Source organism: Rathayibacter sp. AY1F6, assembly GCF_002932035.1.
GTDB lineage: Bacteria > Actinomycetota > Actinomycetes > Actinomycetales > Microbacteriaceae > Rathayibacter.
The window spans coordinates 71014-96239 of record NZ_PSVD01000009.1; the positions used below are offsets into that span (position 1 = coordinate 71014).

The window sequence follows — 25226 nt, forward strand, 5'->3', positions numbered from 1 at the left end:
GGGGACGGGACGACATGGGGACCACAGCACACAGGGCACGGCGGAGAGCGGCAGGGGTCGGCGCGGGGGCGATCGCGCTCCTGGCGGGGCTCCTGGCGGCACCGCCGGCGCAGGCGTCCGGGACGCAGACGCTGCTCGCGCTCGGCGACTCGATCACGCGCGCGGCGACGACCTGCGGGGTGAACCGCGACTGCGTCGAGAACTCCTGGGCGACGGGATCGGCGCCCGCGGTCGACTCGATCGCGAGCCGGATGGCGGCGGCGGATCCGCGGACGGCGGTCCGCGCGGTGAACTACGCGAAGTCGGGTGCGGTCATCAGCGGAGTCGAGTCGCGGATCGACGCCGCGGTCGCGGCCGGGGAGGAGCCGGACGTGGTCACGCTGCTGATCGGCGGCAACGACCTCTGCTCGCTGAGCCTCTCGCCCGACTCCCGCGACGGCTACGCGATGACGCCCGCGGCCTCCTTCGCCGCGTCGGCGACCCGGATCCTGCGCTCGATCGGCGAGGAGTGGCCGGAGGCGACGGTGCTCGTCGGCTCGGTCCCGGACATCGAGTCGGAGTGGGAGGCCGTGAAGCCGACGCCGGGCGCCGCGATCTGGGCCTGGGGCGGGGTCTGCCGGACCCAGCGCGGAGTCGACGCCACGACCGGAGCCCCGCTGACCGGCTCGGCCTACACCGCCTCGCTCGCGGCGGCGGAGGACCGGGAGGCCGCCTTCAACGAGGCACTGGAATCGGCCTGCGCGTCCGCCGCGAACGACTGCGTCTGGGACGGCGGTGCCCTCACGGCGGCTCCGATCTCGCTCGACCAGCTCTCGACGGACGTCGACTACTTCCACCCGAACGTCGCCGGCCAGGCGATGATCGCGGAGGAGCTGTGGACGGCCTGGGGCCTCGGCGACGAACCGGCTCCGAACCCGACCCCGACTCCCACGTCGGCGCCCACCGCGGCTCCTGCTCCGGCACCCACGGGCTCGCCCGCGCCGTCGCGCGACACGACGGCTCCGAAGACCGTCATCACCGCGCCGACGAGCGGATCGACGGTGCGCGGCTCTGTCACCCTGGTCGCCACCGCCAAGGACGACGTCGGCACGACGAAGCTGAGCTTCTGGAGCGGAGCCACGCGGCTGGGCGACGCGACGAGGGCGTCGGACGGCACGTGGCGCCTGACTGTCTCGGCCTCCTCCTACCCGGCCGGGCGGTACGCGATCGTCGCGCACGCCTACGACGCCGCAGGGAACCTCGGGCGGAGCTCTTCGATCACCCTCAAGCGCTGAGCGGCTGAGGGGGCCGTCCGTCACCGGCCCCCTCAGCCCCGCGCGACGAGCAGCACGTCGGGACGATCCCAGTTCTCGACGGTCTGCAGCACCCAGAAGATCCCGAAGAGGGCCAGCGCGACGGCCTCGCCGAGCAGGAGCCACTGCTCGCCGAGAAGTTCCGCTCCCCGCCCCGTGAGAAGCAGGAGCACCAGCGCCGCATCGACCGCGGCGATCAGCACCGCGAGAACGGCGTAGCAGCGGGAGTAGAAGCGCGGCGTCCCCGGCCCGCTCGCTCCCTCCTCGCGCACCGCGACGGCGTGCAGACCCGCGGTGACGGCGATGAGGAGGAAGAAGACGCCGGCGGCGGCGTAGTGGCCGAGCCGCAGGAACGACGGGAGCGTGCTCCAGGCCGCCAGAGCGATCAGGAGGGCGGCGGCGATCGCGGTGCGGACGAGCGCCCAGCGGTCGAGGACCCGGTCGAGGGCGAGCAGGATCACGGAGGCGACGAGGACGGCCGCGGCCGTGACCAGGTAGGCGGGCAGGGAGGCGGCGACCTCACCCGCGGCCGTCGCGGGAAGGCACGACGCCCCTCCCGCCGGGCACACCGCTCCCTGGAGGCGCTGCAGCTCCTCCGAGGCGAGGGGCACCGGCACGATCGCGATGACCGGCGCCGTCATGCCCGCCAGCAGCAGGAGGAAGCGCCGCACGCTCCTGCCGGCGAGGACGACCAGCGCGACGCCGACCGCGAAGAGCGCCCCGGTGAAGAGGGAGCGGACCGGGGTGTAGTACGAGGCGCTGATCGAGCGCAGCGGGCCTCCGACGACGAGCTGGTGGACGAGGCCGGCCGTGAGGAGCACCACGGCCGCCACCAGGGAGAGGCGGACGTAGCGGTAGGTGCGGAGGGAGGAGACGGCACCGCCCCCGCCCAGCGCGTCGCCGCGGGCCACCCGGCTACTCCGCGCGCAGGCCGGAGGAGGCGAGGGCGAAGTCGACGTCGATGCGGATGGCGACGCGGAGGGGGTTCGGGCGCGGGGTGCGGTAGCGCTGGGAGTAGAGCTCGACGGCGTGCTGTACGGCGTCCGGCTCCTCCTCGATCGTCGCCGGACCGCCCAGGCTCAGCCACCGGATGCCGTCGACCTGCCCGACCGTCGCGGTGCCGCCCCGCCGGACGTTGAGCACCTTCTGGCTCTCGCGAGAGGTGATGACGCGGACGACGCCGTCCTCGTAGGTGAAGCCCACGGCGACCACGTGCAGGCGGCCCTGGCGGCCGGGGGTGGAGAGGGTGGCCAGGTGGCGCTCGGTGACGAAGGCGAGGCCGTCGGCGCTCAGGATGCTCATCCCGCGAGCGTAGCCGGAGGCGCCGACGCGCTCCTGGGGGCGGACCGCCGGTCAGTCCTCGAGGATCAGCGCCTCGCCCTGGCCGCCTCCGCCGCAGAGCGCGGCGACGCCGAGCCCGCCGCCCCGGCGACGGAGGGCCAGCGCCAGGTGCAGGGCCAGCCGTGCTCCGGAGGCGCCCACCGGGTGGCCGAGCGCGATCGCCCCGCCGTCGAGGTTGACCGTCTCGGGCTCGACGCCGAGATCGTCCGCCGACTGGAGGACGACGGAGGCGAACGCCTCGTTGATCTCGATCAGGTCCAGGTCGGACACCGCTGCACCGCGGCGGCCGAGCGCCTGGAGGATCGCCGCCGACGGCTGCGAGTGGAGGGAGTTGTCCGGTCCGGCGACCTGCCCGTGCTCGGCGACGGTCGCGAGCCAGGGCAGTCCCCGCTCGCGGGCCCAGCCGCGGGACACGACGACCAGCGCGGCGGCACCGTCGGTGATCGGTGACGAGCTGCCCGCGGTGATCGTGCCCTCGGCTGAGAACGCGGGGGCCAGCCGGGCGAGCGTCTCGACCGTGCTGTCCTCCCGGATCCCGTCGTCGGCGGACACGACGAGGTCCGGTCCGCGCCGCTGCGGCACCGCGACCGGCACGATCTCCTCGGCGAGCACGCCGGTGGACCGTGCCGCGGCGGCCCGCTGGTGCGAGAGCGCGGCGAAGGCGTCCTGGCGCTCGCGGCGGATGCCCCGTGCGGCGTTGCCGTCGTCGGTCACCCTCCCCATCAGGCGGCGGTCGAACGGATCGAGCAGGCCGTCGTGAAGGAGTGCGTCCTCGAGCGGACGCGGACCGACACCCAGGCCCGAGCGGGATCCGAGCAGGAGGTGCGGCGCGTTGGTCATCGACTCCTGCCCTCCGGCGACGACCACCTGCGCCTCGCCGAGCCGGATCATCCGCGCCGCGTCGATCACCGCGGTGAGACCCGACAGGCAGAGCTTGTTGATCGTGACCGCCGGGACGTCCCAGCCCAGGCCCGCGAGGACCGCGGCCTGCCGGGCGGGGCCCTGACCGGCTCCGGCCTGGATCACCTGGCCGAGCACGACCGCGTCGACGTCGGCCGCGGAGGCGCCCGAGCGCTCGAGAGCCCCTCGGATGGCAGCGGCGCCGAGCTCGACGCCCGAGAGCGGCGCGAAGGCCCCGGAGAAGCGGGCGAACGGGGTGCGGGCGCCCCCCAGGATCACGGGGGTGGTGTCGTCAGTGGACACGGGGACTCCTTCTCGACGGTGACAGCGGGGGAAGCGGTGGGGAGACGGATGCCGGATGCCGGCCCGGGTCAGGGAACGAGCAGGATCTTCCCGCGGACGTGGCCGTCCTCGCTGAGCCGATGCGCCTCGGCGGCCTGCTCGAGCGGGAGGCGCGGACCGGTCGCGACCGCGAAGCGCCCCTCGCTCGCCAGCCGGGCGGCGAGCGGCACGCCCTCGCGGCGGAGGCGCTGCTCCTTTTCGGTCAGCGGCACGGGACTGCCGCCGCTCCACGCCCGGATGCCCAGCTCTGCCGCACGAGGGCCGGCGACCACCGTTCCGACGTGCTGCGGATCCGCCACCAGCGCGAGCGAGGCGGCGAGCGCCTCGTCCGTCCCGGCCGCGTCGAGCACGCGGTCGACGCCCTCGGGCGCTGCGGCGCGCAGCCGCTCGAGCAGCCCGGGCCCGTAGGCGACCGGCACCGCTCCGAGCGCGCGCAGCGCCTCGTGGTTCGCCGGGCTCGCCGTGGCGATCACCCGGGCTCCGCGGTCGACGGCGAACTGGATCGCCGCCCGTCCTACCGCGCCGGCGCCCGCGTGGACCACGAACGTCGATCCCTCCGCGACGCCGAGCGAGACCACCGCCTGGTAGGCGGTGGAGACCGGGATGCCGAGCGCGGCCGCCTCCTCGAAGCCGAGTCCGTCGGGGAGCGGATCGAGGGAGTCGGGGGAGACCGCGACGGCGGTCGCGTAGGTGCCGGTGGCGCCGCTGACGATCACCCGGTCTCCGACGCTCCAACCGGTCACGCCCGGACCGACGGCGGAGACCACGCCGGAGCCGTCCGACCCGAGCCTCCGCGGACCGTCGAACGGCGGGCTCGGGCGCAGGCCGGAGCGCACCTTCCACTCGATCGGGTTCACGCCGGCCGCGCGGACGGCGACCACCACGGTGCCGGGCCCCGCCTCGGGCTCCGGCGCCTCGACGGCCTCGAGCACCTCGGGCCCGCCGATCCGCTCGTACTGCACGATCCTCGCCATGTCGTCCTCCTCCTCGCGGGCCACCGCCCGCTCCGGTCGCCTCAGTCCAGCAGACTCTCGCGCACCTGGCGGCGCAGCACCTTGCCGATCAGCGAGGTCGGCAGCTCGTCCACCGGGACGATCCGCTTGGGCACCTTGTAGGGCGTCAGGTGCAGCCGGCAGAAGTCGCGCAGCGCCTCCGGATCCACGGCCGTCCCGGCCCGCAGGACCACGGCCGCCGCGACGCTCTCGCCGCCGTCCTCGCGGGGGAGCCCGACGACGGCCGCGCGCGTCAAGTCCGGGTGCGACTCCAGCACTCCCTCGACCTCGGAGGGGGAGACGTTGAAGCCGCCGGTGATGATGAGCTCCTTGGCCCGGTCGACGATCGTCACGAAGCCGTCGGCCGAGACGGTCGCGATGTCGCCCGTGCGCAGCCAGCCGCCGGGGAGGAGGGCCTCGGCCGTCTCCTCCGGCCGCTTCCAGTACCCCTGGAACACCTGCGGCCCCCGGAGCAGGAGCTCGCCGGACTCGCCCGGGCCGCGGTCGACCGACGGATCGGCGGGGTCGACGAGGCGGATCGTCGTGCTGGGGAACGGCACGCCCACGGTGCCGGGCCGGCGGGTCGGGCCGACCGGGTTCCCGAGGGCGACCGGCGAGCTCTCGGTCATGCCGTAGCCCTCGACCAGGAGTCCCCGGCTCGCGCGCTCCCAGCGGTCGACCGTCGCGACCGGCAGGCTCATCGCTCCCGAGATCGCGAAGCGGATGCCGCGCAGGTCGAGCTCGTGGCGCTCGGAGGCGCGGGCCAGCGCGTCGTACACGGGCGGCACCGCGGGGAGGAAGGTGGGCGGCGACGACTTCGCGGCCGCCTTCACGAGGCCGACGTCGAAGGTCGGGAACAGCACGACCTTCGCGCCGATGCTGATCGCGAAGGTCAGGCACAGCGTCAGGCCGTAGGCGTGGAACAGGGGGAGCACCGCGTAGAACGTCTCGTCGCCCTCGCGCAGGCCCGGCACCCAGGCGCGGCCCTGCAGGGCGTTCGCGCGGAGGTTCGCGTGGGAGAGGATCGCGCCCTTGGGCGTCCCGGTGGTGCCGCTCGTGTACTGCAGCAGGGCCGTGTCGCCGAGGACCGGGCGGGGGTGCGAGCGCGCGATGCGGCGGTTCTTCAGCAGCGACGCGAAGGGCACCAGGGAGCGGCTGCGGGGGGTCGCGGTCAGCTTCTCGCGCGACCGGCGCACCGACGGCAGGGGGAGCCGCAGCGCCAGGCGCTTGCCGAGCGGGAAGGAGCGGGTGAGGTCGACGGAGACGACGCGCTCGATGCCCAGGTCGGCGGGCATGGTCGCGACGACGTCGGCGATCTTGTCCCACACGACCGCGAACCGGGCGCCGTGGTCCTCGAACTGCCGCCGCAGCTCGCGCGGCGTGTAGAGCGGGTTGTGCTCGACCACGATCGCTCCGAGGCGGAGAGCGGCGTAGAACGCCACCACGTGCTCCGGGCAGTTCGGGAGCACCAGCGCGACGCGGTCGCCGGCGCGCACGCCGAGGCGCCGCAGGCCCTCCGCCGCGCGCGCGACCTGCTCGCCGAGCTCGGCGTAGCTGGTCTCGGCGCCGAAGAACTCGAGGGCGGTGCCGCGGCGGTACCGCGCGATCGAGTCCTCGAGCAGGTCGACGAGGGTCTGGGTGGGAGGGTCGATCTCGGCGGGCACGCCCTCCGCGTAGGAGGTCAGCCACGGCTTCGTCGCCAGGTTCGAGGATCCGGAGGTCACGGGCCGAGTATCGGGCACCCGCCTCCGCACTTCCTCCGAGGCGCGCGGAGGGGGTGCCGCGCCGGGCGCGGGAGCGGCAGGCTGGCGGCATGAGCGCAGCCATCGACCTCCTCCGCGACGCCTTCGGCCGGGTGCACGAGAACGTGCACGCCGTCCTGGACGACAGCACCCCCGATCAGCTCGCGTTCCGCGCGGACGCCCGCTCGAACTCGCCCGCCTGGCTCGTCTGGCATCTCGTCCGGGTGCAGGACGACCACCTCGCCCCGCTCGCCGGCCACGAGCAGGTGTGGACGGCCGACGGCTTCCACGGCCGGTCCGGCCTGCCCTTCGGGCCCGACGAGACCGGCTACGGGCAGGAGCCGGCCGAGGTGGCGGCGCTCGCCGCGGTGCCGGCAGCGCTGCTCGCGGAGTACGCCGACGCCGTGCACCGGCAGACGCTCGCCCTCCTCGACACGCTCGGCGACGAGGACCTCGAGCGCGTCGTCGACGAGCAGTGGGATCCGCCGGTGACCCTCGGGGTGCGGCTGGTCTCGGTGATCGACGACGACACGCAGCACGTCGGCCAGGCCGCGTATGCGAAGGGTCTCGCCGAGCGCTCGGCGCGCTGAGCCCGGCCTCTACGCTGGCGGGATGCGCGCGCTCCGGACCCTGCCCGCGAGCGCGGTCCTCGCCCTCGCCACCGCGCTGACCCTCGTCGGCTCCTGGATCCCCTCCTACTGGAACGACGAGGCCGCGACCCTCCGCCTGGCGCGGCTCCCGGTGGGGGAGCTCCTCGCCTTCGTGCAGGAGAAGGACGCGGTGCACCTGGTCTACGGCCTGATGATCCACGGCTGGATCGCGATCGCCGGGGAGTCGGAGCTCGCGGTGCGGGCGCCATCCGCTCTCGCCACGGGAGCGGCGGCGGCGGGCGTCGTCGTCCTGCTGCGATCGTTCGACCGGCCCCGGGCGGCACTCCTCGCCGCCGCGGTGCTCGTGCTGCTCCCGCGGTCCTCGTTCTCGGGGACCGAGGCGCGATCCTCCGCTCTGGCCACCGCGCTCGTGGTGGGAGCGGCGGTCCTCGTCGTGCGGGCGGCCCGCTCCGGAGGAGCCCTGCGCTGGATCGCGTTCGCGGCCGTCGCGGGTCTGGCGGACGCGGTGTTCCTCTACTCCGTGCTGGTGCTGCCGGCTCTCGTCGCGCTCGCCGCGGCCGCGGCGCCCCGGGGTGCCGTGCGGGCTCTCCCGGCGAGCGCCCTCTCGGCACTGGGCGCCGTGCCGGTGCTGCTCCTCGCCGCCGGGCAGAGCGGCCAGGTCGGCTGGCTCCGCTCGCAGCCCGTGACCGCGTTCACCGTCATGGTCGAGCCGTTCTTCGGGTCCGCGTGGTGGCTGGCCGGGATCGCCGTCGCGCTCCTCGCGGTCGCCGCGGTGCGGGGCGGCCTGCGCGGGCCGCTCCTGCCGGCCCTCGTCCTCTGGATCGTGCTGCCGACGGCGGTGCTGGTGCTCGGGACCCTCCTCGTCGAGCCGATGTTCACCCCCCGCTACCTCGCGTCGAGCACGCCGGCCCTCGCGGTCCTCCTCGGCCTCGCGCTCGACTCGTTCAGGGCCCGGACGGGCGTCGCCCTCCTCGCCCTGATCGCGGTGGCCGCCGTGCCGGTCCTGGTGCAGATGCGCACGGTCACCGGGAAGCCGGCCGGGCAGGATCTCCGCGGTCTGGCGGCCGCCGTCGAGGAGCGGGCCCGTCCGGGCGACGCCGTCCTCCTCGGCTCCTCCGGGACGGTCTCGCTCCGGCCCCGCCTGGCGCTCGCCGCCTACCCGGAGGCGTTCGCGGGCGTGGACGATGTCGCCCTCGCCGCTCCGTACGGGACGACGGGCACGTATTCGGACGTCCTGCTGGAGGGCGAGGCGCTGCACGCCGCGCTCGCCGGGGAGGACCGGGTCTGGCAGGCGCTGCCGGAGGGCGAGGCGGACACGGTGCTCGCCGAGGCGGGGTTCGTCGCGCGCGAGCGGATCCGGGTGCCGACGACGGTGCTGACGCTGTGGGAGCGCCCGGAGGGCCGCTGATCCGGAGCGCTCGGGGCGTCGCAGCCCCGGAGTGGAGAGACGCCGGAGTGCCCGGAGCCCCGCCGACGGGGAGCCGCTACCCTTGTCCCCGGCGCCGTCGCAGAGCGGTGGCGTCCGCGGAGCGAGGACCGCGCCACCGAGAGGACCCGAACGTGACGTTGCCCGAGACCACCACCACCGCCATCGCGAAGCGGAAGGGGCGCGACGTCGCCCCCGAGATCGCGCGCTCCTGGCTGCTGGTGAACGCCACCCGCACCGACACGTTCGACGCCGCGCACGCGTCCCGCGCCGACCAGATCGTCCTCGACATCGAGGACGCGGTCGACCCCAAGGCGAAGCCCGACGCGCGGACCGACGTCGCGGAGTGGCTGACCGGCGAGAAGCGCGCCTGGGTCCGCATCAACGACCACTCCACCCCGTTCTGGTCCGACGACGTCGACGCGCTGAAGGGCCTGCCCGGCCTCGCCGGCGTCATGCTCGCCAAGACCGAGGCCGCTGAGCACGTCACCGAGACCTTCGATCGCCTCGGCGGCTCCACCCCGGTGCTCGCCCTGGTCGAGTCCGCCCTCGGCATCGAGGAGGCGGTCTCGATCGCCCGCGCCCGCGGCACCTTCCGCCTCGCGTTCGGCAGCGGCGACTACCGCCGCGACACCGGCACCAGCGCCGACGACCTCGCGATGGCCTACCCGCGCTCGCGCCTGGTCGTCGCCTCGCGCATCGGCGACCTGCCCGGCCCGATCGACGGCCCGACCGTCTCGAACAGCCACCCCGTGCTGCGCGAGCAGTCCGCGCTCACGGTCTCGCTCGGCCTCACCGGGAAGCTCTGCCTCGACACCGAGCAGCTCGCCGTGATCAACGAGGTCATCAGCCCGACGCCGTCCGACGTCGCCTGGGCCCGCGACTTCCTCGACGACTTCGAGGCCCGCGGCCGCGTCATCCGCGACGGCAGCGACCTGCCCCGGCTGGGCCGCGCAAAGAAGATCGACAAGCTGGCCACGGCGTTCGGCGTCAACCCGCTGTGATCCGTCGCGGGGAGCGCGCCACCGCGGCACACTGAGGGAGCCGCGGAGACCCTCCCGCGCAGGACGGAGACTCCGATGGGCGCGGTCAGCACCTTCCTCTGGTTCGACGACGGCGCGGGGGAGGCGGCGCGCTTCTACACGGAGCTGGTGCCGAACTCGCGGATCACCGGAAGCCAGGTGCTGCCGGAGGGCGCCCCGTCGCCCGGCGAGGTGCTGTCGGTGACGTTCGAGCTCGACGGGCAGCGGTTCCAGGCGATCAACGCCGGGCCGCGGTTCCCGTTCACCGAGGCCGTCTCGATCGTCGTGACCGTCGGCGACCAGTCCGAGCTCGACCGGCTGTGGGACGCCCTGATCGCGGACGGCGGCGAGGAGAGCCGGTGCGGCTGGCTCCGCGACCGCTGGGGGCTGTCCTGGCAGATCGTGCCGGAGGCCCTCCCGCGTCTGCTCGGAGGCGCCGACCCCGAGGCGTCCGCGCGCGCTCTGCAGGCGATGCTCGCGATGAGCCGCCTCGACATCGCGGAGCTGGAGCGGGCCCATGCCGGCGCGTGACTCCGCCCGCCCGCGCCGCTCGACCTCGCTGCGGCGCGCGTACCTCCGCGACTACCGCTACGCCTACGGCTCGCGCTTCGTGCACCTGCGGGAGGGCTGGGACGTGTCGCGGTACGCGTCCGGCGACGGCGCTCCGGTGCTGCTCATCCCCGGGATCTACGAGACGTGGCAGTTCCTCCGGCCCATCGCCGAGAGGCTGCACGCGGCGGGCCATCCGATCCACGTGCTGCCAGCGCTCGGCTACAACACGCGGCCGATCGTCGCGTCGGCCGGACTCGGCCAGGACTACCTGCGCGAGCACGATCTGCGCGGAGTCGTCGTCGTCGCGCACAGCAAGGGCGGCCTGATCGGCAAGCACATGATGGTCGTCGACGACCGCGAGGACGGGCGGATCGAGCGGATGATCGCCGTCTCGACCCCGTTCAACGGCTCGTCGCTCGCACGGATCGCCCCGGCGCGGGCGCTCCGGGAGTTCGCGCCCCACCGCCCGCTGATCCGCACCCTGCTGGCCGAGCGCGAGGCCGACGCGCGCATCACGTCGATCTACGGGATGCGCGACCAGTACATCCCCGGAGGGAGCCGCCTCGCCGGGGCGCACGAGAACATCGCGGTCTCGGTGGTCGGCCACTTCGCGCTGCTCTCGAGCCCGAAGGTGCTCGACCTCATCGCGGCCCGGGTCTGAGGCCGGACCGGATCCGCTGGGCTCGCCGCCCGCGTGAGGCGCCTGCCGTGCGGCGCGACCTCGACCGGAGGACGGCCGCCTCAGCGACGGGCCGAGCCGCCCGCCGCGCTCAGGACCAGGGAGTGAGCAGCACGAGCGGGATCTGCCGCTCGGTCTTCGTCTGGTACTCGGCGTAGTCCGGCCACGCGGCGACCGCGCGCTCCCACCAGGCCGCGCGCAGATCGCCCTCGAGCACGCTCGCGGCGTAGTCCTTCTTCACGGGCCCGTCCTGCAGCTCGACGTGCGGCTCCTTGAGCATGTTGCCGTACCAGACGGGGTGCTCGGGCGCGCCGCCCTTGGACGCGACGACCACGTACTCGCCCTCGTGCTCGACGCGCATCAGCGCGGTCTTGCGGAGCTTCCCGCTCTTCGAGCCGACGGTGGTCAGGACGATGATGGGGCGGCCGCGGAGGAGGTTCCCCTCGGCTCCGCCGGTCCGCTCGTAGAGCTCCGCCTGCTCGCGGGCCCACTCGGACGTGCTGGGTTCGTACTCTCCGGTCAGCGGCATGCCTCCGATCGTACGGCCGCGGCGGCCCCGGTGGCCGACCCGTGTGCAGGAGGATGGAGCGGTGTTCTCCGCAGACCCGTTCGACCGAGCCCGTATCGCCCTCCTGCGCGACGACCTGATCCGCGCCCGCTACGGCGTGGACGCCGTGCGGGGGCTCTGGGGCGACGAAGCGGCCGAGGCGCTGCACCGCGGCGACCGGGTCCCCGCCCGCCGCGCCCTCGAGCGCAGCGGCGACCACGACGCGCTGGCCACCCTCGCCCGCCTGTTCCTCCTGGCCGATCCCGTCTCGGCCGACGACGCGGACGAGGCGTTCGGCGCTCTCGCGCTGGAGGGGGCGGTGGAGCTCGGCCTGGTGCGCGTCGAGGCCGGAGCCGTCGTCACCGCGGCCCTCGACCTGCGCCCCTACGACGTGGTCGACCAGCGCGGCGCTGCCTCCTGGTGGATCGCCTCCGACCTCGGGGAGCTCGCCCTCGGCCGCGCGCTCGACGAGGACCACGTGCTCGGCGTCGGCGGCGCGAGCCTCACGCTGACCGGCCTGATGATCCAGCGGCCCGTCGGCCGCGTGCTCGACCTGGGGACCGGCTGCGGGATCCAGGCGCTGCACGCCTCCCGCCACGCCGAGCAGGTGGTCGCCACCGACATCTCCGAGCGCGCGCTCGCGCTCGCCTCTTTCACCGCGGCGCTCAACGGGATCGAGAACATCGAGTTCCGCCTCGGCAGCCTCTACGAGCCGGTCGCGGGGGAGCGCTTCGACCACATCGTCACGAACCCGCCGTTCGTCATCACGCCGCGAGTCGAGGGCGTCCCCTCCTACGAGTACCGCGACGGCGGGCTGGAGGGCGACGAGATCGTGCGCCGCGTGATCCTCGGAGCAGCCGAGCACCTGGTGCCCGGCGGTGTCGCGCAGCTCCTGGGGAACTGGGAGTACCGGGAGGGCGCGGACGCCTTCGACCGGATCGCGGACTGGCTCGCCGACGCCCGCAGCCCGCTGGAGCAGGCGCTCGAGGCGGGGCCCGAGGGGCTCGACGCCTGGATGGGCGGGACCGCCTCTCCTCTGGACGTCTGGGTCGTGGAGCGCGAGCGTCAGGATCCGGCGGTCTACGCCGAGACCTGGATCCGGGACGGCGGCACGACTCGCGGCCCCGCGTTCGACGCGCTGGTCGACGCCTGGCTGACCGACTTCGAGCGGCGCGGGGTGACCGGCGTCGGCTTCGGCTACGTCACGCTCCGCCTGCCCGAGCAGCCCCGCCCGCCGATCCGCCGCCTCGAGCGGATCACCACGCCGGTCGCGACCGCGGGCCTGGGCGGCCACCTCGCCGCCTGCCTCGACGCGGCCGAGGCCCTCGCGTCGATCGACGATCGCGCTCTGGCGGGTCTCGCCCTGGTCGTCGCCGGAGACGTCACGGAGGAGCGGCACTACTGGCCGGGCAACGACGATCCGACGGTGCTGCGGCTGCGCCAGGGCGGCGGGTTCGCCCGGGTCGAGGAGGTCGAAACGGCGCTCGCCGCCGTGGTCGGCGCCTGCGACGGCGAGCTCTCGGTGGCGGCGATCGCGGCGGCGGTCGCCTCGCTCCTCCAGGTCGAGGAGGAGGCGGTGTCCGACTCGGTGCTGCCGCGGGTGCGCGAGCTGGTGGCGACGGGGCTGCTGCGGCTGCCCCAGGGGGAACGCGGCTAGAAGAGGGTGGCGGAGTCCTCGACGGGGGGCGCGGCGGCCGCGGCGGGCGCGGCGGCGGCCGTCGGCCATCCGGGTCCGGCGTCGACGGGCTGCCGGCGCTGGTAGGCGGTCGCGGCGCTCCGGGCGCGGACGTCGGCGGCCTCGTTCATCCGGTGGTTGGCGTGCCCCTTCACCCACTCGAAGGTGACGGCCCGGCCCTGCAGCTCCTCGTCGAGCGCCTTGATGATCTCGACGTTCATCACCGGCTTGCCGTCGGCCTTGCGCCAGCCCTTCCGCTTCCAGCCCGGCAGCCACTCGGTGCAGGCCTTGATGGCGTACTGGCTGTCGCAGAGGATGTGCAGCGGCTCCTCCTCCTGCGCGGTCGCGCGCAGCAGCTCGAGCACCGCGGTGAGCTCGCCGATGTTGTTCGTGCCGTGCGACCAGCCGCCCGCGGCCCAGCGCTCGTCGTCGACGTACCAGGCCCAGCCGGCGGGGCCGGGGTTGCCCAGTGCGGACCCGTCTGCGGCGGCGATGATGCTCACGTGCGTCTCTCCTCGTGCTCTCGGTGCTCGCGCCGGTGCGGCGCCCTCCGAGGGTAGTCGGCGGGCGGGGCGGTCCGCGGCGCGCGGCGCGGAGTCAGGCGGAGGAGGAGCGGCGCGCGATCGTCACGCGCGTCGAGTACGGCATCGCGACGGTCCCGCTCCCGCCCGACTCCTCGTCCACCACGGCGTCGACCGCCGCGAGGACCGCGGCGCGCTCCTCCTCGGGCATCGCGATGACGGAGCTGCGGGACGCGAACATGTCCCGCACCCCGGCTCGGTCCAGCTCGAAGGACCACTCGAAGGCCGCGAACGCCACCCGCTCGAGAGCGGAGCCGAGCGGCGGCCGGAGCGTCTCGAAGCGCTCGGCGGTGGAGGCTCCGGCGACCTCGCCGAGCCGGCGCACCCAGGGGATCGACTCGTCGCGGATGTTCCACACCAGCGCGAGCACGCCCTCCGGCACCAGGACGCGGGCGACTTCGGCTCCCGCGCGCTCGGCGTCGACCCAGTGCCACGACTGCGCGGCGGTGACGAGCTCCGCGGAGGCGTCCGCGGCGGGGATCGCCTCGGCCGTCCCCTCCTCGGGGCGGACCCCCGGCAGATTCGAGGCGAGACGCGCGAGCATCTCCGCGTCGGGCTCGACCGCGGTCACGTCGAGGCCGCGGGACGCGAGCGACGCGGTGAACTTGCCCGTTCCCGCGCCGAGGTCCACGGCGCGCAGCCGATCGGAGGCGTCGGCTCCCGCCGCGCGGGCCCGCTCCGGGACGAAGGCGCCCGCCACCCGCGCGGGGGCGTGCCCCACGATCCAGTCGACGGCGTCGTCGGGGTAGCCGGGCCGCCCGCGGTCGTAGGCGTCGACCGCGCTGCCGAAGGAGCGTCCGAGGCCGCTCATCGCTTCTCCGCCGCTCGCGCGAGCACGTCCACCGCGTAGCCGTAGCCGGCGATGCCCGCGCCGACGATCACGGCGATCGCGACGTCCGAGAGGTAGGAGTGCTGCCGGAACGGCTCACGCCGGTGCACGTTGCTCACGTGCACCTCGACCATCGGCAGCTCGGTCGCGAGGACGGCGTCGCGGATCGCGATCGACGTGTGCGTGTACGCCCCGGCGTTGAGCACCACTCCCGAGACGGAGCCGCGAGCCGCGTGCAGCCGGTCGACGATCGCGCCCTCCGAGCTGCTCTGGAAGGTCTCGACCGTGAAGCCGTGCCGCTCGGCCGCCTCCGCCGCCAGCGCCTCGGCGTCGGCGAGGGTGTCCGAGCCGTAGAGCTCGGGCTCGCGGGTGCCGAGCAGGTTCAGGTTCGGGCCGTTGAGGACGAGGATCGGCAGCTTCACGCTCCGACCCTAGCGCCGGCCGTCCCCGCGAGCGGGAGCGGCGGCAGCGCCGCGCGCAGGAGGATCAGCTCGCGCGCATGGGCGTCCAGATGCCGGTCCTCCTCGGTCCGCAGCTCGAGAGGCGGGACCGGCTCGGCCGCCCCGTCGGCGCCCCGCACCACGAAGACGCTCCGGCACCGCGTGGTCAGCTCCAGCTCGCCGGTCCGCGGGTCCCCGGAGCGCACGTGCACCGCCAGGTGCATGCTCCGGGCGCTCGTGTGGATGAGGCGCGCCTCCACCTCGACGAGATGCCCGATGCGCACCGGACGGTAGAAGTGGATCCCCCCGGAGTAGACGGCCACAGAGTCGCGGCCGGTCCAGCGCTGCGCGACCGCGTCGGCCGCCTCGTCGATCCAGCGCATCACGATCCCGCCGTGGGCGTTGCCGCCCCAGTTGACGTCTCCCGGTGCCGCGAGGAAGCGGAACACGATCCGCGGACCGGTGCCCTCCTCGGTGTACTCCTGGGCGCGCATCACGTCGTGCAGCCTCCGGCGGCCCTCGATGCGCGCGGCGGCGCCCTCGGCGAGGGACAGGTCCTCGATCGAGCGGGGCCGCCACTCCGGGACCGACCGCGGCCTCTTCTCGTCGTCGACGGCCACGAACACGAGGAGGCAGTGCGTGGCGTCCTCGTAGAGGCCGGTCCGCGGATCCGCCTGCGCGACCTGCACCAGCACGTGCATGCTCGTGCGCCCGGTGTGGATGACGCGGGCGGTCGCCTCGATCAGGTTGCCGACCGAGATGGGCCGGGTGAAGTGGACGTTGCCGACGTACGCCGTCACGCAGTAGCCGCCGCTCCAGCCCACGGCGCAGGCGTAGCCGGCCTTGTCGATCCACTCGAGGACGCGGCCGGCCTGGGCACTGCGGCCGTCGGCGGTGGCGTCCTGCGGGGCGGCGAGGAAGCGGAGCGTGATGCGGTCGGTCATGGTGCCCGTCGTCGTGGGAGCGGAAGGGGGGAGTGGACCCGCGGGGGTGCGAGGAAAGGGGGATGATCCGCCCGCGGGCCACAGGGGTGTCCGGCAGGAGCCGGCTCGGTCAGGGGGATCAGGCCGCCAGCGGCAGCTTCTCGGCGAGGAGCCGGAGCCGCAGGGCCTGGAGCTCGGCGGACAGCTCGGGCGGCAGCCGGTCGCCGAACCGCGTGAAGAACTCCTCCGTGAGCGCGCACTCCTCCAGCCACGCCTCGACCGGGACGGAGAACAGCTCCTCCTTCTGGGCCGCGGAGAGCCGGAGCCCGTGCGTGTCGATCGCGACCGGCAGGTCGCCGAGGGGGCTCCGCCGCGCCTCCGCCAGCCCCTCCAGGCGGCGGACGAGCCACTGCAGCACCCGCGCGTTCTCGCCGAAGCCGGGCCAGAGGAACTCGCCGTCCGCGTCCTTCCGGAACCAGTTGACCTGGAACACGGCCGGCGCCGCATCGCCGAGCTCGGCGCCGATCGCGAGCCAGTGCGCGAAGTAGTCGGCCATGTTGTAGCCGCAGAAGGGGAGCATCGCGAACGGATCGCGGCGCAGCTCCCCGACCGTGCCCTCCGCGGCCGCGGTCTTCTCGGAGGCGACGGTCGCACCCAGGAAGACGCCGTGCTGCCACGAGGTGGCCTGCGTGACCAGCGGGACGTTGCTCGCCCGTCGGCCCCCGAAGACGATCGCGTCCAGCGGCACGCCCTCGTGGGCGTCCCAGTCGGCGGAGAGCGACGGGCACTGCGCGGCCGGCGCGGTGAAGCGGGAGTTGGGGTGCGCGGCAGGCGTGCCGGACGCCGGCGTCCACGGGTGCCCGAGCCAGTCGGTCAGCCGCTCCGGGACCTCGTCGGTCAGGCCCTCCCACCACACGTCGCCGTCCTCGCGGAGCGCGACGTTGGTGAAGATCGTGTTGCCCCAGAGCGTCTGCACGGCGTTCGGGTTCGAGGTCTCCCCGGTGCCGGGAGCGACGCCGAAGAAGCCCGTCTCGGGGTTCATCGCCCAGAGGCGTCCATCCTCCCCGCGGCGCATCCAGGTGATGTCGTCGCCCAGCGTCTCGACCCGCCAGCCGGGGATCGCGGGCTGCATCATCGCGAGGTTGGTCTTGCCGCACGCGCTCGGGAAGGCGGCGGCGACGTGGTAGCGCCGTCCCTCGGGCGAGACGATGCGGATCAGCAGCATGTGCTCGGCGAGCCAGCCCTCCTCGCGCCCCATCGCCGAGGCGATGCGCAGGGCGAAGCACTTCTTCGCCAGCAGGGCGTTGCCGCCGTAGCCGGAGCCGTACGAGACGATCTCGCGCGTCTCCGGGAACTGGGTGATGTACTTCACGGGGCTGCACGGCCAGGCGACGTCCTCGCGGGAGACGCCGTCCGCGTCGCGGAGGGGCAGCCCCACGGTGTGCACGCCGCGGACGAACGGGGTCTCCTCGGTGAAGGCGGCGAGCGGCTCGGAGCCCACGCGCGCCATGATCCGCAGGTTCAGCACCGCGTAGGCCGAGTCGGTGACCTGGACGCCCAGCTGCGAGAGCGGACCGCCGACGGGCCCCATCGAGAACGGGACGACGTACATCGTCCGTCCGCGCATCGCTCCGTCGAGGAGGGGAGCGAGCTCGGCCCTCATCGCGGCGGGCTCGCGCCAGTTGTTGGTCGGTCCCGCGTCGGCCTCGTCGGTCGTGCAGATGAAGGTGCGGTCCTCGACCCGGGCGACGTCGTCCGGGTCGGTGCGGGCCAGGAACGAGCCGGGCCGCCACTCCGGATTGAGCGGGAGGAGCGTGCCGGAGGCGACGAGCCGCTCGGTCAGGCGGTACCACTCCGCGGGGGAGCCGACGCTCCACTCGATCGCGTCGGGCTTGAGGATCGCGGCGGTCTCGCGCACCCAGCGGCGGAGGGCGAGGGGCGCCGGCGGCACGACGGGCGCGGGGACGGACGTCGGCGCGGTCATGGTGCTCGGCTCGAGTCGGACGGTGTTGCTGTAGATGCTCATGCTGGCTCCGCTTTCGGTGGTCGTCGTCGACGGGGGTGGGGAGTCGCCGGCCGCAGCCGGGAAGAGGCCGGCCGGGCCGGGAGGGGCGCTCAGTGGCGCCTGAAGCCAGGATGGAGGAGGATCGGGAGGTATTCCCGGCGCTCAGGCGGTCAAGAAACCACCTTTTTGCGCTTCCGTCACAACCGATCGCTGGAGCTCGCCGTGACCGATCCCTCGACGCCCGCCCCGGGCTCCGACGCCGTGCTGCTCGGGCAGCGCCTGCGCCACTTCCGCACCCGGCGCGGACTGACCCTCGGGCAGCTCGCCGAGCGCGTCGACGTGTCGGGGAGCCAGCTCTCGCTGATCGAGACGGGGCGCCGCGAGCCGCGCCTCTCCCTCCTGCAGCGCCTCGCGGCCGCGCTCGGCGTCGAGCTGGCGGCGCTGCTCTCGGACGAGCCGCCGAGCGAGCGGGCCGCGCTCGAGATCGAGCTGGCGCGCGTGCAGAAGGGGTCGCTGTACCGCTCGCTCGGCCTGCCCGAGTTCAAGGTCAACAAGGGGCTGAGCACGCCCGTGCTGGAGGCGTTCCTCGGCGTCTACCGCGAGCTCGCCCGTCGCCGGAGCGAGGCGAGTGCCACACCGGAGGAGGCGCGCCGGGCCAACACCGCCCAGCGGCTCCAGCTGCGCGAGCGCAGCTCCTACCTGCCCGAGATCGAGGAGGTGGCGGGCGAGATGCTCCGGACCGTCGGGCACCGCGGAGGAGCACTGACCCACAGCTCCGTCTCGAAGATGGCCCGGCACCTCGGCTTCGAGATCATCCACGTCGGCGACCTGCCGCACTCCGCCCGCTCGGTGATCGACCTCGCGAACGGCAGGATCTACCTCCCGCCCGCCTCGATCCCCGGGGGGCACGGCCTGCGGGCGCTGGCGCTGCAGGCGATGGCGCACCGCCTCCTCGGGCACGAGCGGCCGGTGACCTACGCCGACTTCCTCCGCCAGCGCCTCGAGATCAACTACTTCGCCGCCGCGTGCCTGATGCCGCTGGAGCCGGCGGTCGCGTTCCTCCAGGAGGCGAAGCGCGAGCGGGACATCTCGGTGGAGGACTTCCGCGACGGCTTCGGCGTCACCCACGAGGCCGCCGCCCTGCGCTTCACGAACCTGCTCACCTCGCACCTCGACATCCGGATGCACTTCCTGCGGGTGCTGGGAGACGGCTCGATCCAGAAGGCCTACGAGAACGACGGGCTGCCGCTGCCGACCGACGTCACCGGGGCCGTCGAGGGCCAGGTCGTCTGCCGCTACTGGTCGGCGCGCTCCGCGTTCACCCGGACCAACCGGACGACGGAGTACTACCAGTACGTCGACACTCCGGCGGGCACCTTCTGGTCGGCGTCGCAGACCGGCACGACCGCCACCGAGGAGTTCTCGATCACCGTGGGCGTCCCGTTCGCCGAGGCCCGCTTCTTCCGAGGCCGCGACACCGACCGCCGCGAGCTCTCCCGCTGCCCCGACGAGTCCTGCTGCCGGCGCGCCCCGTCGGAGCTCGCCGCGCGCTGGGACGGCAACGCCTGGCCGAGCGCGCGCCTGCACGCGCACGTGCTCGCGCCGCTGCCGTCGGGGACCTTCCCCGGCATCGACGACGCCGAGGTCTACGAGTTCCTCGACGCGCACGCTCGCGAGTCCTGACCGCTCCCGCGAGACGCCGCTCCGGTGCGCCTGGGTCGGCGTGCCGCGTACCCGAGCGCGCCCGCGGAAGGGCGGGAGTCGTCAGTCCGAGATGAGGGCGCGGGCCGTTCCCTCGTCGAGGATGAGGTCGGTGATGAGGCCGGCCGCCAGGGCGCCGCGCAGGCCCGGCAGCTTCGAGGCGCCCGACACGACGCAGATCCGGCGCGACGCGCGGCGCACCGTGGAGAGGTCCGGACCGCTTGCACGTTCGTTCATGGGGATGTCGTCCCAGCTGCCGTCGGACCGGTAGAACACCGTCGCGACGTCGCCGACGACCCCGGAGCCGCTGAGCGAGGTGAAGTCGCTCGGCTCCAGGTAGCCGCCGATGTAGACCTTCGAGGGGACCGCCGCGAACGGCGACCCGAGCCCGAACAGCGCCACGTCCATCCGCTGCTGCAGCTCCAGGACCCGTCGGGTGGAGCGCTCGCGCCACACCGCCTGCTTGGTGGTCGGGTCGTCGAAGAACGCCGGCACCGGGAACTGCTGGACCTTCGCCGCGTAGGCGTCACCGAAGCGGCGGAGGATCTCGCTCGAGTAGTTGATGCCCGTGGTCTCGGTGTTGCCGGCGCCGTTCAGCTGCACGATCTGCGTGTTGTGCGTCTCCTTGGCGATCAGGTGGCGGCTGATCGCGCTCATCGTGGAGCCCCAGGCGATGCCGACGATCATGTTCGAGTCGATGAACTGCCCGAGGATCCTCGCTGCGGACAGGGCGACCCGCTCGAGCCGGTCGATCTCGCTGGTGTGGTCCGGCACCGGCACGATGTGCGCCGTGATGTCGAAGTGGGACCGCACCTCGGCCGAGAGGGCGCTCGCCCGGTCGAGGGGGGAGCGGATCTGGATGTCGACCAGGCCGGTCGCGCGGGCGTGCGAGAGCAGGCGCGAGACGGAGGAGCGCGACGTGTGCAGCTCGTGCGCGATCGCGTCCATCGTCAGATCCTGCATGTAGTACAGCTGGGCCGCACGCAGCGCGTCCCGCGTCTTGTCGGGATGGGTCGCGTGGGTCGTCTCGTCGAGTTCGACGACCGGTCTCACCGGGGTCATAGCGCTCCCTGCACGGATTTCCACCCGTCTTGACCGGATGTGTTGTCGGGTCAAGGATGGCTGTATTCCTCCGCGAAATCAATCGGTCATCTCCCCGGTGCACGCTGGTGCGGAGGCCTCGACGACACCCCTACGACACGAAGGCGAGTACGAAGTGGCACAGTCCGACGGAACTCCCGGAAACTCCGCTCTGCGCGAGAGCGTCGCTGCTCTCCGCGACAACCCCCGCGCCACGGTCCTGGTCATCGGCGGTGGCATCAACGGCATCGGGACCTTCCGCGAGCTCGCGCTCAACGGCGTCGACGTCGCCCTCGTCGAGCGCGGCGACTACGTCTCCGGTGCCTCGAGCGCCTCGAGCCACATGATCCACGGCGGCATCCGCTACCTCGAGAACGGCGAGTTCCGACTCGTCAACGAGGGCGTGCACGAGCGCAACGGCCTGCTGAAGATCGCTCCCCATTACGTGAAGCCGCTGCAGACGACGATCCCGATCTACTCGACGTTCTCGGGCATCCTCGCGGCTCCGCTGCGCTTCCTGACCCACAAGTCGGGCAAGCCGCAGGAGCGCGGTGCGCTGCTGATCAAGGTCGGCCTCACGATGTACGACTTCTTCTCCCGCGACGGCGGCACGGTCCCGCGCCACCAGTTCCACGGGCGCAAGCGCTCGCTGAACGAGCTCCCCAAGCTCGACCCGAAGATCAAGTACACCGCCACCTACTTCGACGCCTCCGTGCACGAGCCCGAGCGCCTCGCGCTCGACGTGCTCCACGACGCGCTGATCGGCGGCAGGAAGGCCCGCGCGGCCAACTACGTCGAGGCCGTCGGCGCCGACGAGAAGGGCGTCGTCCTCCGCGACCGCGAGTCCGGCGAGGAGTTCACCTTCGCGGCGGACGTCGTCGTCAACGTCTCCGGACCGTGGACCGACTTCACCAACACGGCCCTCGGCACGTCCACGAAATTCATGGGCGGCACCAAGGGCTCGCACATCGTGCTCGACAACCCCGAGCTGGTCGAGGCCTGCGAGGGTCGCGAGATGTTCTTCGAGCACAGCGACGGACGCATCGTCCTCATCTACCCGCTCAAGGGCCGCGTGATGGTCGGCACGACCGACATCGACGCCGACCCCACGAAGCCGGCGGTGTGCACGGAGGAGGAGATCGACTACTTCTTCGAGCTCGTCAACCACGTCTTCCCGGCCATCCGCGTGGACCGCTCGCAGATCGTCTTCAAGTTCTCCGGCATCCGCCCGCTGCCCCGCCACGACGACGAGGCCCCGGGCTTCGTCTCCCGCGACTACCGCATCGAGCCCTCGACGCTCCCCGGCAACGGCTCGCCCGTGCTCAGCCTGGTCGGCGGCAAGTGGACGACGTTCCGCGCCCTGTCGGAGCACCTCTCGAACGAGGTCTTCAAGCGGATCGGCGTGACCCGTCGCGTCTCCACCGTGAAGACCCCCATCGGAGGCGGCAAGGGCTTCCCGCGCACCGACGCGTCCCGCGCGCAGTGGATCAGCCAGCACCGCTCCGGGCTCTCCTCGGCCCGCACGGGCCAGCTGCTCGAGCGCTACGGCACCCGCGCGCAGGAGGTCATCGAGGCCCTGGCCGACGGACACGACGAGGCGCTCGACTTCGACAAGGACTTCACCACCGGTGAGATCCGCTACCTCGCCCAGCGCGAGAGCGTGGTGCACCTCATCGACCTGGTGATGCGCCGCACCAACCACGCCTTCACGGGCGGCCTGAGCCGCGAGCTCCTCGAGGAGCTCGCCGAGCACACGGGCGCCGTGCTGGGCTGGGACGACGCCGCCCGCGCGTCGGAGGTCGACGCGACCATCGCGCACCTCAAGGAGTACAACGGCGTCGACGTCGGGGGCACCTCGGTGCAGACCCCGACGGCCGTGCCCGCCTCCTGATCGGCGATCAGGCGCGGATCGACGGAAGCCCCGGACCGAGGACCACCTCGACCGGGGCTTCCGTCGTGACAACGCACAAACGTGCACGCGCCGTTCCTTGTCGCTAGGACAGGGCGCCGATAACTTCACACCGTCGGGCATCGAAGCCCGCCGCGGACGCCGGTGCGCGTCCGTCTTACGAAAAGGAAAAGGTCAACGTGGACAATCTCGGAGTGGTCTTCCTCGCCGAAGTCGTGGGAACGGCCATGCTCGTGCTCCTCGGCTGCGGTGTCGTCGCCAACGTCGCGCTCGTGAAGAGCAAGGGTCTCAACGGCGGAACCCTCATGGTCAACATCGGCTGGGGCTTCGCGGTCTTCGCCGGTGTGATCGTCTCGTACAACTCGGGGGCGCACCTCAACCCCGCGGTCACCCTGGGCCTCGTCGCGAGCGGAGCGACCGAGTTCGGATCCGGCGTGCCCGTCGACATCGTCTCGATCCTCGTCTACATCCTCGCTCAGATGATCGGTGCGATCCTCGGTGCCGTCTTCTGCTGGCTCGCCTACAAGCAGCACTTCGACGAGGAGCCCGACGCGGCGAACAAGCTCGGCGTCTTCTCGACCGGCCCGGCGATCCGCTCGTACGGCTGGAACTTCGTCACCGAGGTCATCGGCACCTTCGTCCTCGTCTTCGTCGTCATCGGCTTCGGCGGCGGACGTCAGGGCGACGGCGGTCTGGCCGCGCTCGGCGCGCTGCCCGTCGCCATCCTGGTGATCGCGATCGGCGCCTCCCTCGGCGGCCCGACCGGCTACGCCATCAACCCCGCCCGCGACCTCGGCCCCCGCATCGCGCACGCGCTGCTGCCGATCAAGGGCAAGGGCTCGAGCGACTGGAGCTACGCCTGGGTGCCCGTCGCCGGCCCGATCGTCGGTGGAGTGCTCGCGGGCCTCGCCTCGCTCGTGCTGCTCCCGGTCCTCTAGACCGCCGCGCTTCCTTTCACCCCCGTTACGAAGGAGTAATCATTCATGGCTGACTACGTCATCGCTATCGACCAGGGGACCACGTCGTCCCGCGCGATCATCTTCGACAAGAAGGGATCGATCGTCTCCACCGGCCAGAAGGAGCACGAGCAGATCTTCCCGCGCGCCGGCTGGGTCGAGCACGACCCGATCGAGATCTGGAACAACGTCCGCGAGGTGATCGGCCAGGCTCTCTCCCGCGCCGACCTGACCCGCCACGACATCGCCTCCGTCGGCATCACCAACCAGCGCGAGACCGCTGTCGTCTGGGACAGGACGACCGGCAAGCCCGTCTACAACGCCATCGTCTGGCAGGACACCCGCACCCAGTCGATCGTCGACCGCCTCGCGGGCGACGAGGGCGCTGACCGCTTCAAGTCGATCGTGGGCCTCCCGCTCGCGACCTACTTCTCCGGCACCAAGATCGTCTGGATCCTCGAGAACGTCGAGGGTGCTCGCGAGAAGGCCGAGGCGGGCGACCTGATCTTCGGCACGACGGACACCTGGGTCCTCTGGAACCTGACCGGCGGCATCGACGGCGGCGTCCACAAGACCGACGTCACCAACGCCTCCCGCACCCTGTTCCTCGACCTCGAGACCCTCGAGTGGCGCGACGACATCCTCGAGGCCTTCGGGGTCCCGAAGTCGATGCTCCCCGAGGTCTGCTCCTCCTCCGAGGTCTACGGCCACGTCGAGTCGTCGTCGCTGCTGCGCGAGGTCCCGATCGCCGGCATCCTCGGCGACCAGCAGGCCGCGACCTTCGGCCAGGCGGCGTTCGACCCGGGCGAGGCGAAGAACACCTACGGCACCGGCAACTTCCTGATCTTCAACACGGGCACCGAGATCGTCCACTCGAAGAACGGTCTGCTCACCACCATCGGCTACAAGCTCGGCGACGGCGAGGTGCACTACGCGCTCGAGGGCTCGATCGCGGTCTCCGGCTCGCTGATCCAGTGGCTGCGCGACAACCTGGGCCTCATCGGCTCGGCCCCCGAGGTCGAGGCGCTGGCCGCCACGGTCGAGGACAACGGAGGCGCGTACTTCGTCCCCGCCTTCTCGGGTCTGTTCGCCCCCTACTGGCGCTCCGACGCCCGCGGAGCCCTCGTCGGCCTCACCCGCTACGTCAACAAGGGCCACATCGCCCGCGCCGCGCTCGAGGCGACCGCCTTCCAGACCCGCGAGGTCCTGGACGCGGTCAACGCCGACTCCGGCGTCCCCCTGCAGGAGCTCAAGGTCGACGGCGGCATGATCGCCAACAACCTGCTCATGCAGTTCCAGGCCGACATCCTCGGCGTCCCGGTCGTCCGACCGGTCGTCGCGGAGACCACCGCGCTCGGAGCGGCCTACGCGGCCGGTCTCGCGGTCGGGTTCTGGGAGAACCTCGACGACCTGCGCCAGAACTGGCAGGAGGACTCGCGCTGGACCCCGCAGATGGACCAGGACGAGGCCGCCCGCCAGTACCGCCTCTGGAAGAAGGCCGTCACCAAGACCTTCGACTGGATCGACGAGGACGTGCAGTAGTTTTCTCCGCGGCAGTCCCTGCCTGCCTCGGCGCGGTCGGCTCATCGAGGTGGTCGCGTCTCGGGGAGCGGGTCGCGTCCGGCTAGGGGACGACGCTGACACGCGTCCTCCCCGTTCGCCTTGCGCGACGAGCGGATGG

General features: G+C 73.1%; 23 protein-coding genes. 11 read left to right on the forward strand and 12 right to left on the reverse strand.

The genetic code is table 11. From position 1 onward, the window contains the following. Positions 1–14: 14 nt before the first annotated feature. Positions 15–1274, forward strand: a complete 1260-nt coding sequence (locus tag C5C44_RS09710; protein ID WP_104335763.1) for a GDSL-type esterase/lipase family protein — start codon at positions 15–17, stop codon at positions 1272–1274. Positions 1275–1306: 32 nt separating this feature from the next. Here C5C44_RS09710 and C5C44_RS09715 read toward each other — a convergent pair whose 3' ends face one another. The 5 genes from C5C44_RS09715 to C5C44_RS09735 all read right to left on the reverse strand — a co-directional run bounded on the left by C5C44_RS09715 (position 1307) and on the right by C5C44_RS09735 (position 6591). After that, positions 1307–2203: a hypothetical protein gene (locus tag C5C44_RS09715; RefSeq protein ID WP_104315159.1), complete on the reverse strand. Its 897-nt coding sequence runs from the start codon at positions 2201–2203 to the stop codon at positions 1307–1309. Between the two features lie 4 nt (positions 2204–2207). Beyond that, entirely contained in the window at positions 2208–2594 is a 387-nt protein-coding gene (locus C5C44_RS09720) for a pyridoxamine 5'-phosphate oxidase family protein (protein WP_104223212.1), read from the reverse strand. A 51-nt stretch (positions 2595–2645) separates the two neighbouring features. Further along, a complete protein-coding gene (locus tag C5C44_RS09725; protein ID WP_104288098.1) occupies positions 2646–3836 on the reverse strand; it encodes an acetyl-CoA C-acyltransferase in 1191 nt (396 codons plus the stop codon). 68 nt (positions 3837–3904) lie between these two features. Next, positions 3905–4849, reverse strand: a complete 945-nt coding sequence (locus C5C44_RS09730) for an NADP-dependent oxidoreductase (RefSeq protein WP_104335778.1) — start codon at positions 4847–4849, stop codon at positions 3905–3907. 41 nt (positions 4850–4890) lie between these two features. After that, entirely contained in the window at positions 4891–6591 is a 1701-nt protein-coding gene (locus C5C44_RS09735) for a long-chain-fatty-acid--CoA ligase (protein ID WP_104335764.1), read from the reverse strand. An 89-nt stretch (positions 6592–6680) separates the two neighbouring features. Between C5C44_RS09735 and C5C44_RS09740 the strand changes: the two genes are divergently transcribed. The 5 genes from C5C44_RS09740 to C5C44_RS09760 all read left to right on the forward strand — a co-directional run bounded on the left by C5C44_RS09740 (position 6681) and on the right by C5C44_RS09760 (position 10881). Continuing rightward, positions 6681–7199 (forward strand): DinB family protein, encoded by a 519-nt coding sequence (locus tag C5C44_RS09740; RefSeq protein WP_104223209.1) that lies wholly within the window; start codon positions 6681–6683, stop codon positions 7197–7199. A 22-nt stretch (positions 7200–7221) separates the two neighbouring features. After that, complete coding sequence (locus C5C44_RS09745) at positions 7222–8628, forward strand: glycosyltransferase family 39 protein (protein ID WP_181132788.1); 1407 nt, start codon at positions 7222–7224, stop codon at positions 8626–8628. 158 nt (positions 8629–8786) lie between these two features. Beyond that, positions 8787–9650, forward strand: a complete 864-nt coding sequence (locus tag C5C44_RS09750) for a CoA ester lyase (protein WP_219814084.1) — start codon at positions 8787–8789, stop codon at positions 9648–9650. 75 nt (positions 9651–9725) lie between these two features. Beyond that, positions 9726–10199: a VOC family protein gene (locus C5C44_RS09755; RefSeq protein WP_104335766.1), complete on the forward strand. Its 474-nt coding sequence runs from the start codon at positions 9726–9728 to the stop codon at positions 10197–10199. Beyond that, on the forward strand, positions 10186–10881 hold the full coding sequence (locus C5C44_RS09760) for a triacylglycerol lipase (protein WP_104249466.1): 696 nt from the start codon (positions 10186–10188) through the stop codon (positions 10879–10881). The genes C5C44_RS09755 and C5C44_RS09760 overlap by 14 nt, the downstream gene beginning before the upstream one ends. A 109-nt stretch (positions 10882–10990) precedes the next feature. On the opposite strand, the gene C5C44_RS09765 is transcribed toward C5C44_RS09760, so the two are convergent. Continuing rightward, the gene (locus tag C5C44_RS09765; RefSeq protein ID WP_104223205.1) at positions 10991–11428 is read right to left on the reverse strand and encodes a nitroreductase family deazaflavin-dependent oxidoreductase; all 438 of its coding nucleotides are present in this window, start codon (positions 11426–11428) and stop codon (positions 10991–10993) included. Positions 11429–11489: 61 nt separating this feature from the next. On the opposite strand from C5C44_RS09765, the gene C5C44_RS09770 reads away from it, so the two are divergent. Continuing rightward, positions 11490–13103, forward strand: coding sequence for a methyltransferase (locus tag C5C44_RS09770; protein WP_258066709.1), 1614 nt, complete (start codon positions 11490–11492; stop codon positions 13101–13103). Here C5C44_RS09770 and C5C44_RS09775 read toward each other — a convergent pair. The 5 genes from C5C44_RS09775 to C5C44_RS09795 all read right to left on the reverse strand — a co-directional run bounded on the left by C5C44_RS09775 (position 13100) and on the right by C5C44_RS09795 (position 17878). Further along, the gene (locus C5C44_RS09775) at positions 13100–13624 is read right to left on the reverse strand and encodes a ribonuclease H (protein WP_104223203.1); all 525 of its coding nucleotides are present in this window, start codon (positions 13622–13624) and stop codon (positions 13100–13102) included. The two genes, C5C44_RS09770 and C5C44_RS09775, sit on opposite strands and share 4 nt — an antisense overlap. A gap of 94 nt (positions 13625–13718) precedes the next feature. Continuing rightward, on the reverse strand, positions 13719–14513 hold the full coding sequence (locus tag C5C44_RS09780; RefSeq protein WP_104335768.1) for a class I SAM-dependent methyltransferase: 795 nt from the start codon (positions 14511–14513) through the stop codon (positions 13719–13721). Further along, on the reverse strand, positions 14510–14953 hold the full coding sequence (gene aroQ, locus C5C44_RS09785) for a type II 3-dehydroquinate dehydratase (RefSeq protein WP_104238317.1): 444 nt from the start codon (positions 14951–14953) through the stop codon (positions 14510–14512). Before aroQ ends, C5C44_RS09780 begins: the two co-directional genes overlap by 4 nt. After that, a complete protein-coding gene (locus C5C44_RS09790; protein WP_104335769.1) occupies positions 14950–15915 on the reverse strand; it encodes an acyl-CoA thioesterase in 966 nt (321 codons plus the stop codon). The genes aroQ and C5C44_RS09790 overlap by 4 nt, the downstream gene beginning before the upstream one ends. 118 nt (positions 15916–16033) lie before the next feature. Beyond that, complete coding sequence (locus tag C5C44_RS09795; protein ID WP_104335779.1) at positions 16034–17878, reverse strand: phosphoenolpyruvate carboxykinase (GTP); 1845 nt, start codon at positions 17876–17878, stop codon at positions 16034–16036. A 243-nt stretch (positions 17879–18121) separates the two neighbouring features. On the opposite strand from C5C44_RS09795, the gene C5C44_RS09800 reads away from it, so the two are divergent. Next, positions 18122–19582 (forward strand): helix-turn-helix domain-containing protein, encoded by a 1461-nt coding sequence (locus C5C44_RS09800; protein WP_104223199.1) that lies wholly within the window; start codon positions 18122–18124, stop codon positions 19580–19582. An 81-nt stretch (positions 19583–19663) separates the two neighbouring features. Here the strand turns inward: C5C44_RS09800 and C5C44_RS09805 are convergent, their stop codons facing one another. Next, on the reverse strand, positions 19664–20662 hold the full coding sequence (locus C5C44_RS09805; RefSeq protein WP_104223198.1) for a sugar-binding transcriptional regulator: 999 nt from the start codon (positions 20660–20662) through the stop codon (positions 19664–19666). A 154-nt stretch (positions 20663–20816) separates the two neighbouring features. Between C5C44_RS09805 and C5C44_RS09810 the strand changes: the two genes are divergently transcribed. From C5C44_RS09810 to glpK, 3 genes are all read left to right on the forward strand, one after another. After that, positions 20817–22571: a glycerol-3-phosphate dehydrogenase/oxidase gene (locus C5C44_RS09810; protein ID WP_258061232.1), complete on the forward strand. Its 1755-nt coding sequence runs from the start codon at positions 20817–20819 to the stop codon at positions 22569–22571. A gap of 245 nt (positions 22572–22816) precedes the next feature. Beyond that, on the forward strand, positions 22817–23527 hold the full coding sequence (locus C5C44_RS09815; RefSeq protein WP_244230707.1) for an MIP/aquaporin family protein: 711 nt from the start codon (positions 22817–22819) through the stop codon (positions 23525–23527). A gap of 45 nt (positions 23528–23572) precedes the next feature. Beyond that, positions 23573–25087 carry a glycerol kinase GlpK gene (gene glpK / locus C5C44_RS09820; RefSeq protein WP_104226427.1) on the forward strand — a complete coding sequence of 505 codons (1515 nt, stop codon included), beginning with the start codon at positions 23573–23575 and terminating at the stop codon, positions 25085–25087. The last annotated feature ends 139 nt before the right edge of the window (positions 25088–25226 follow it).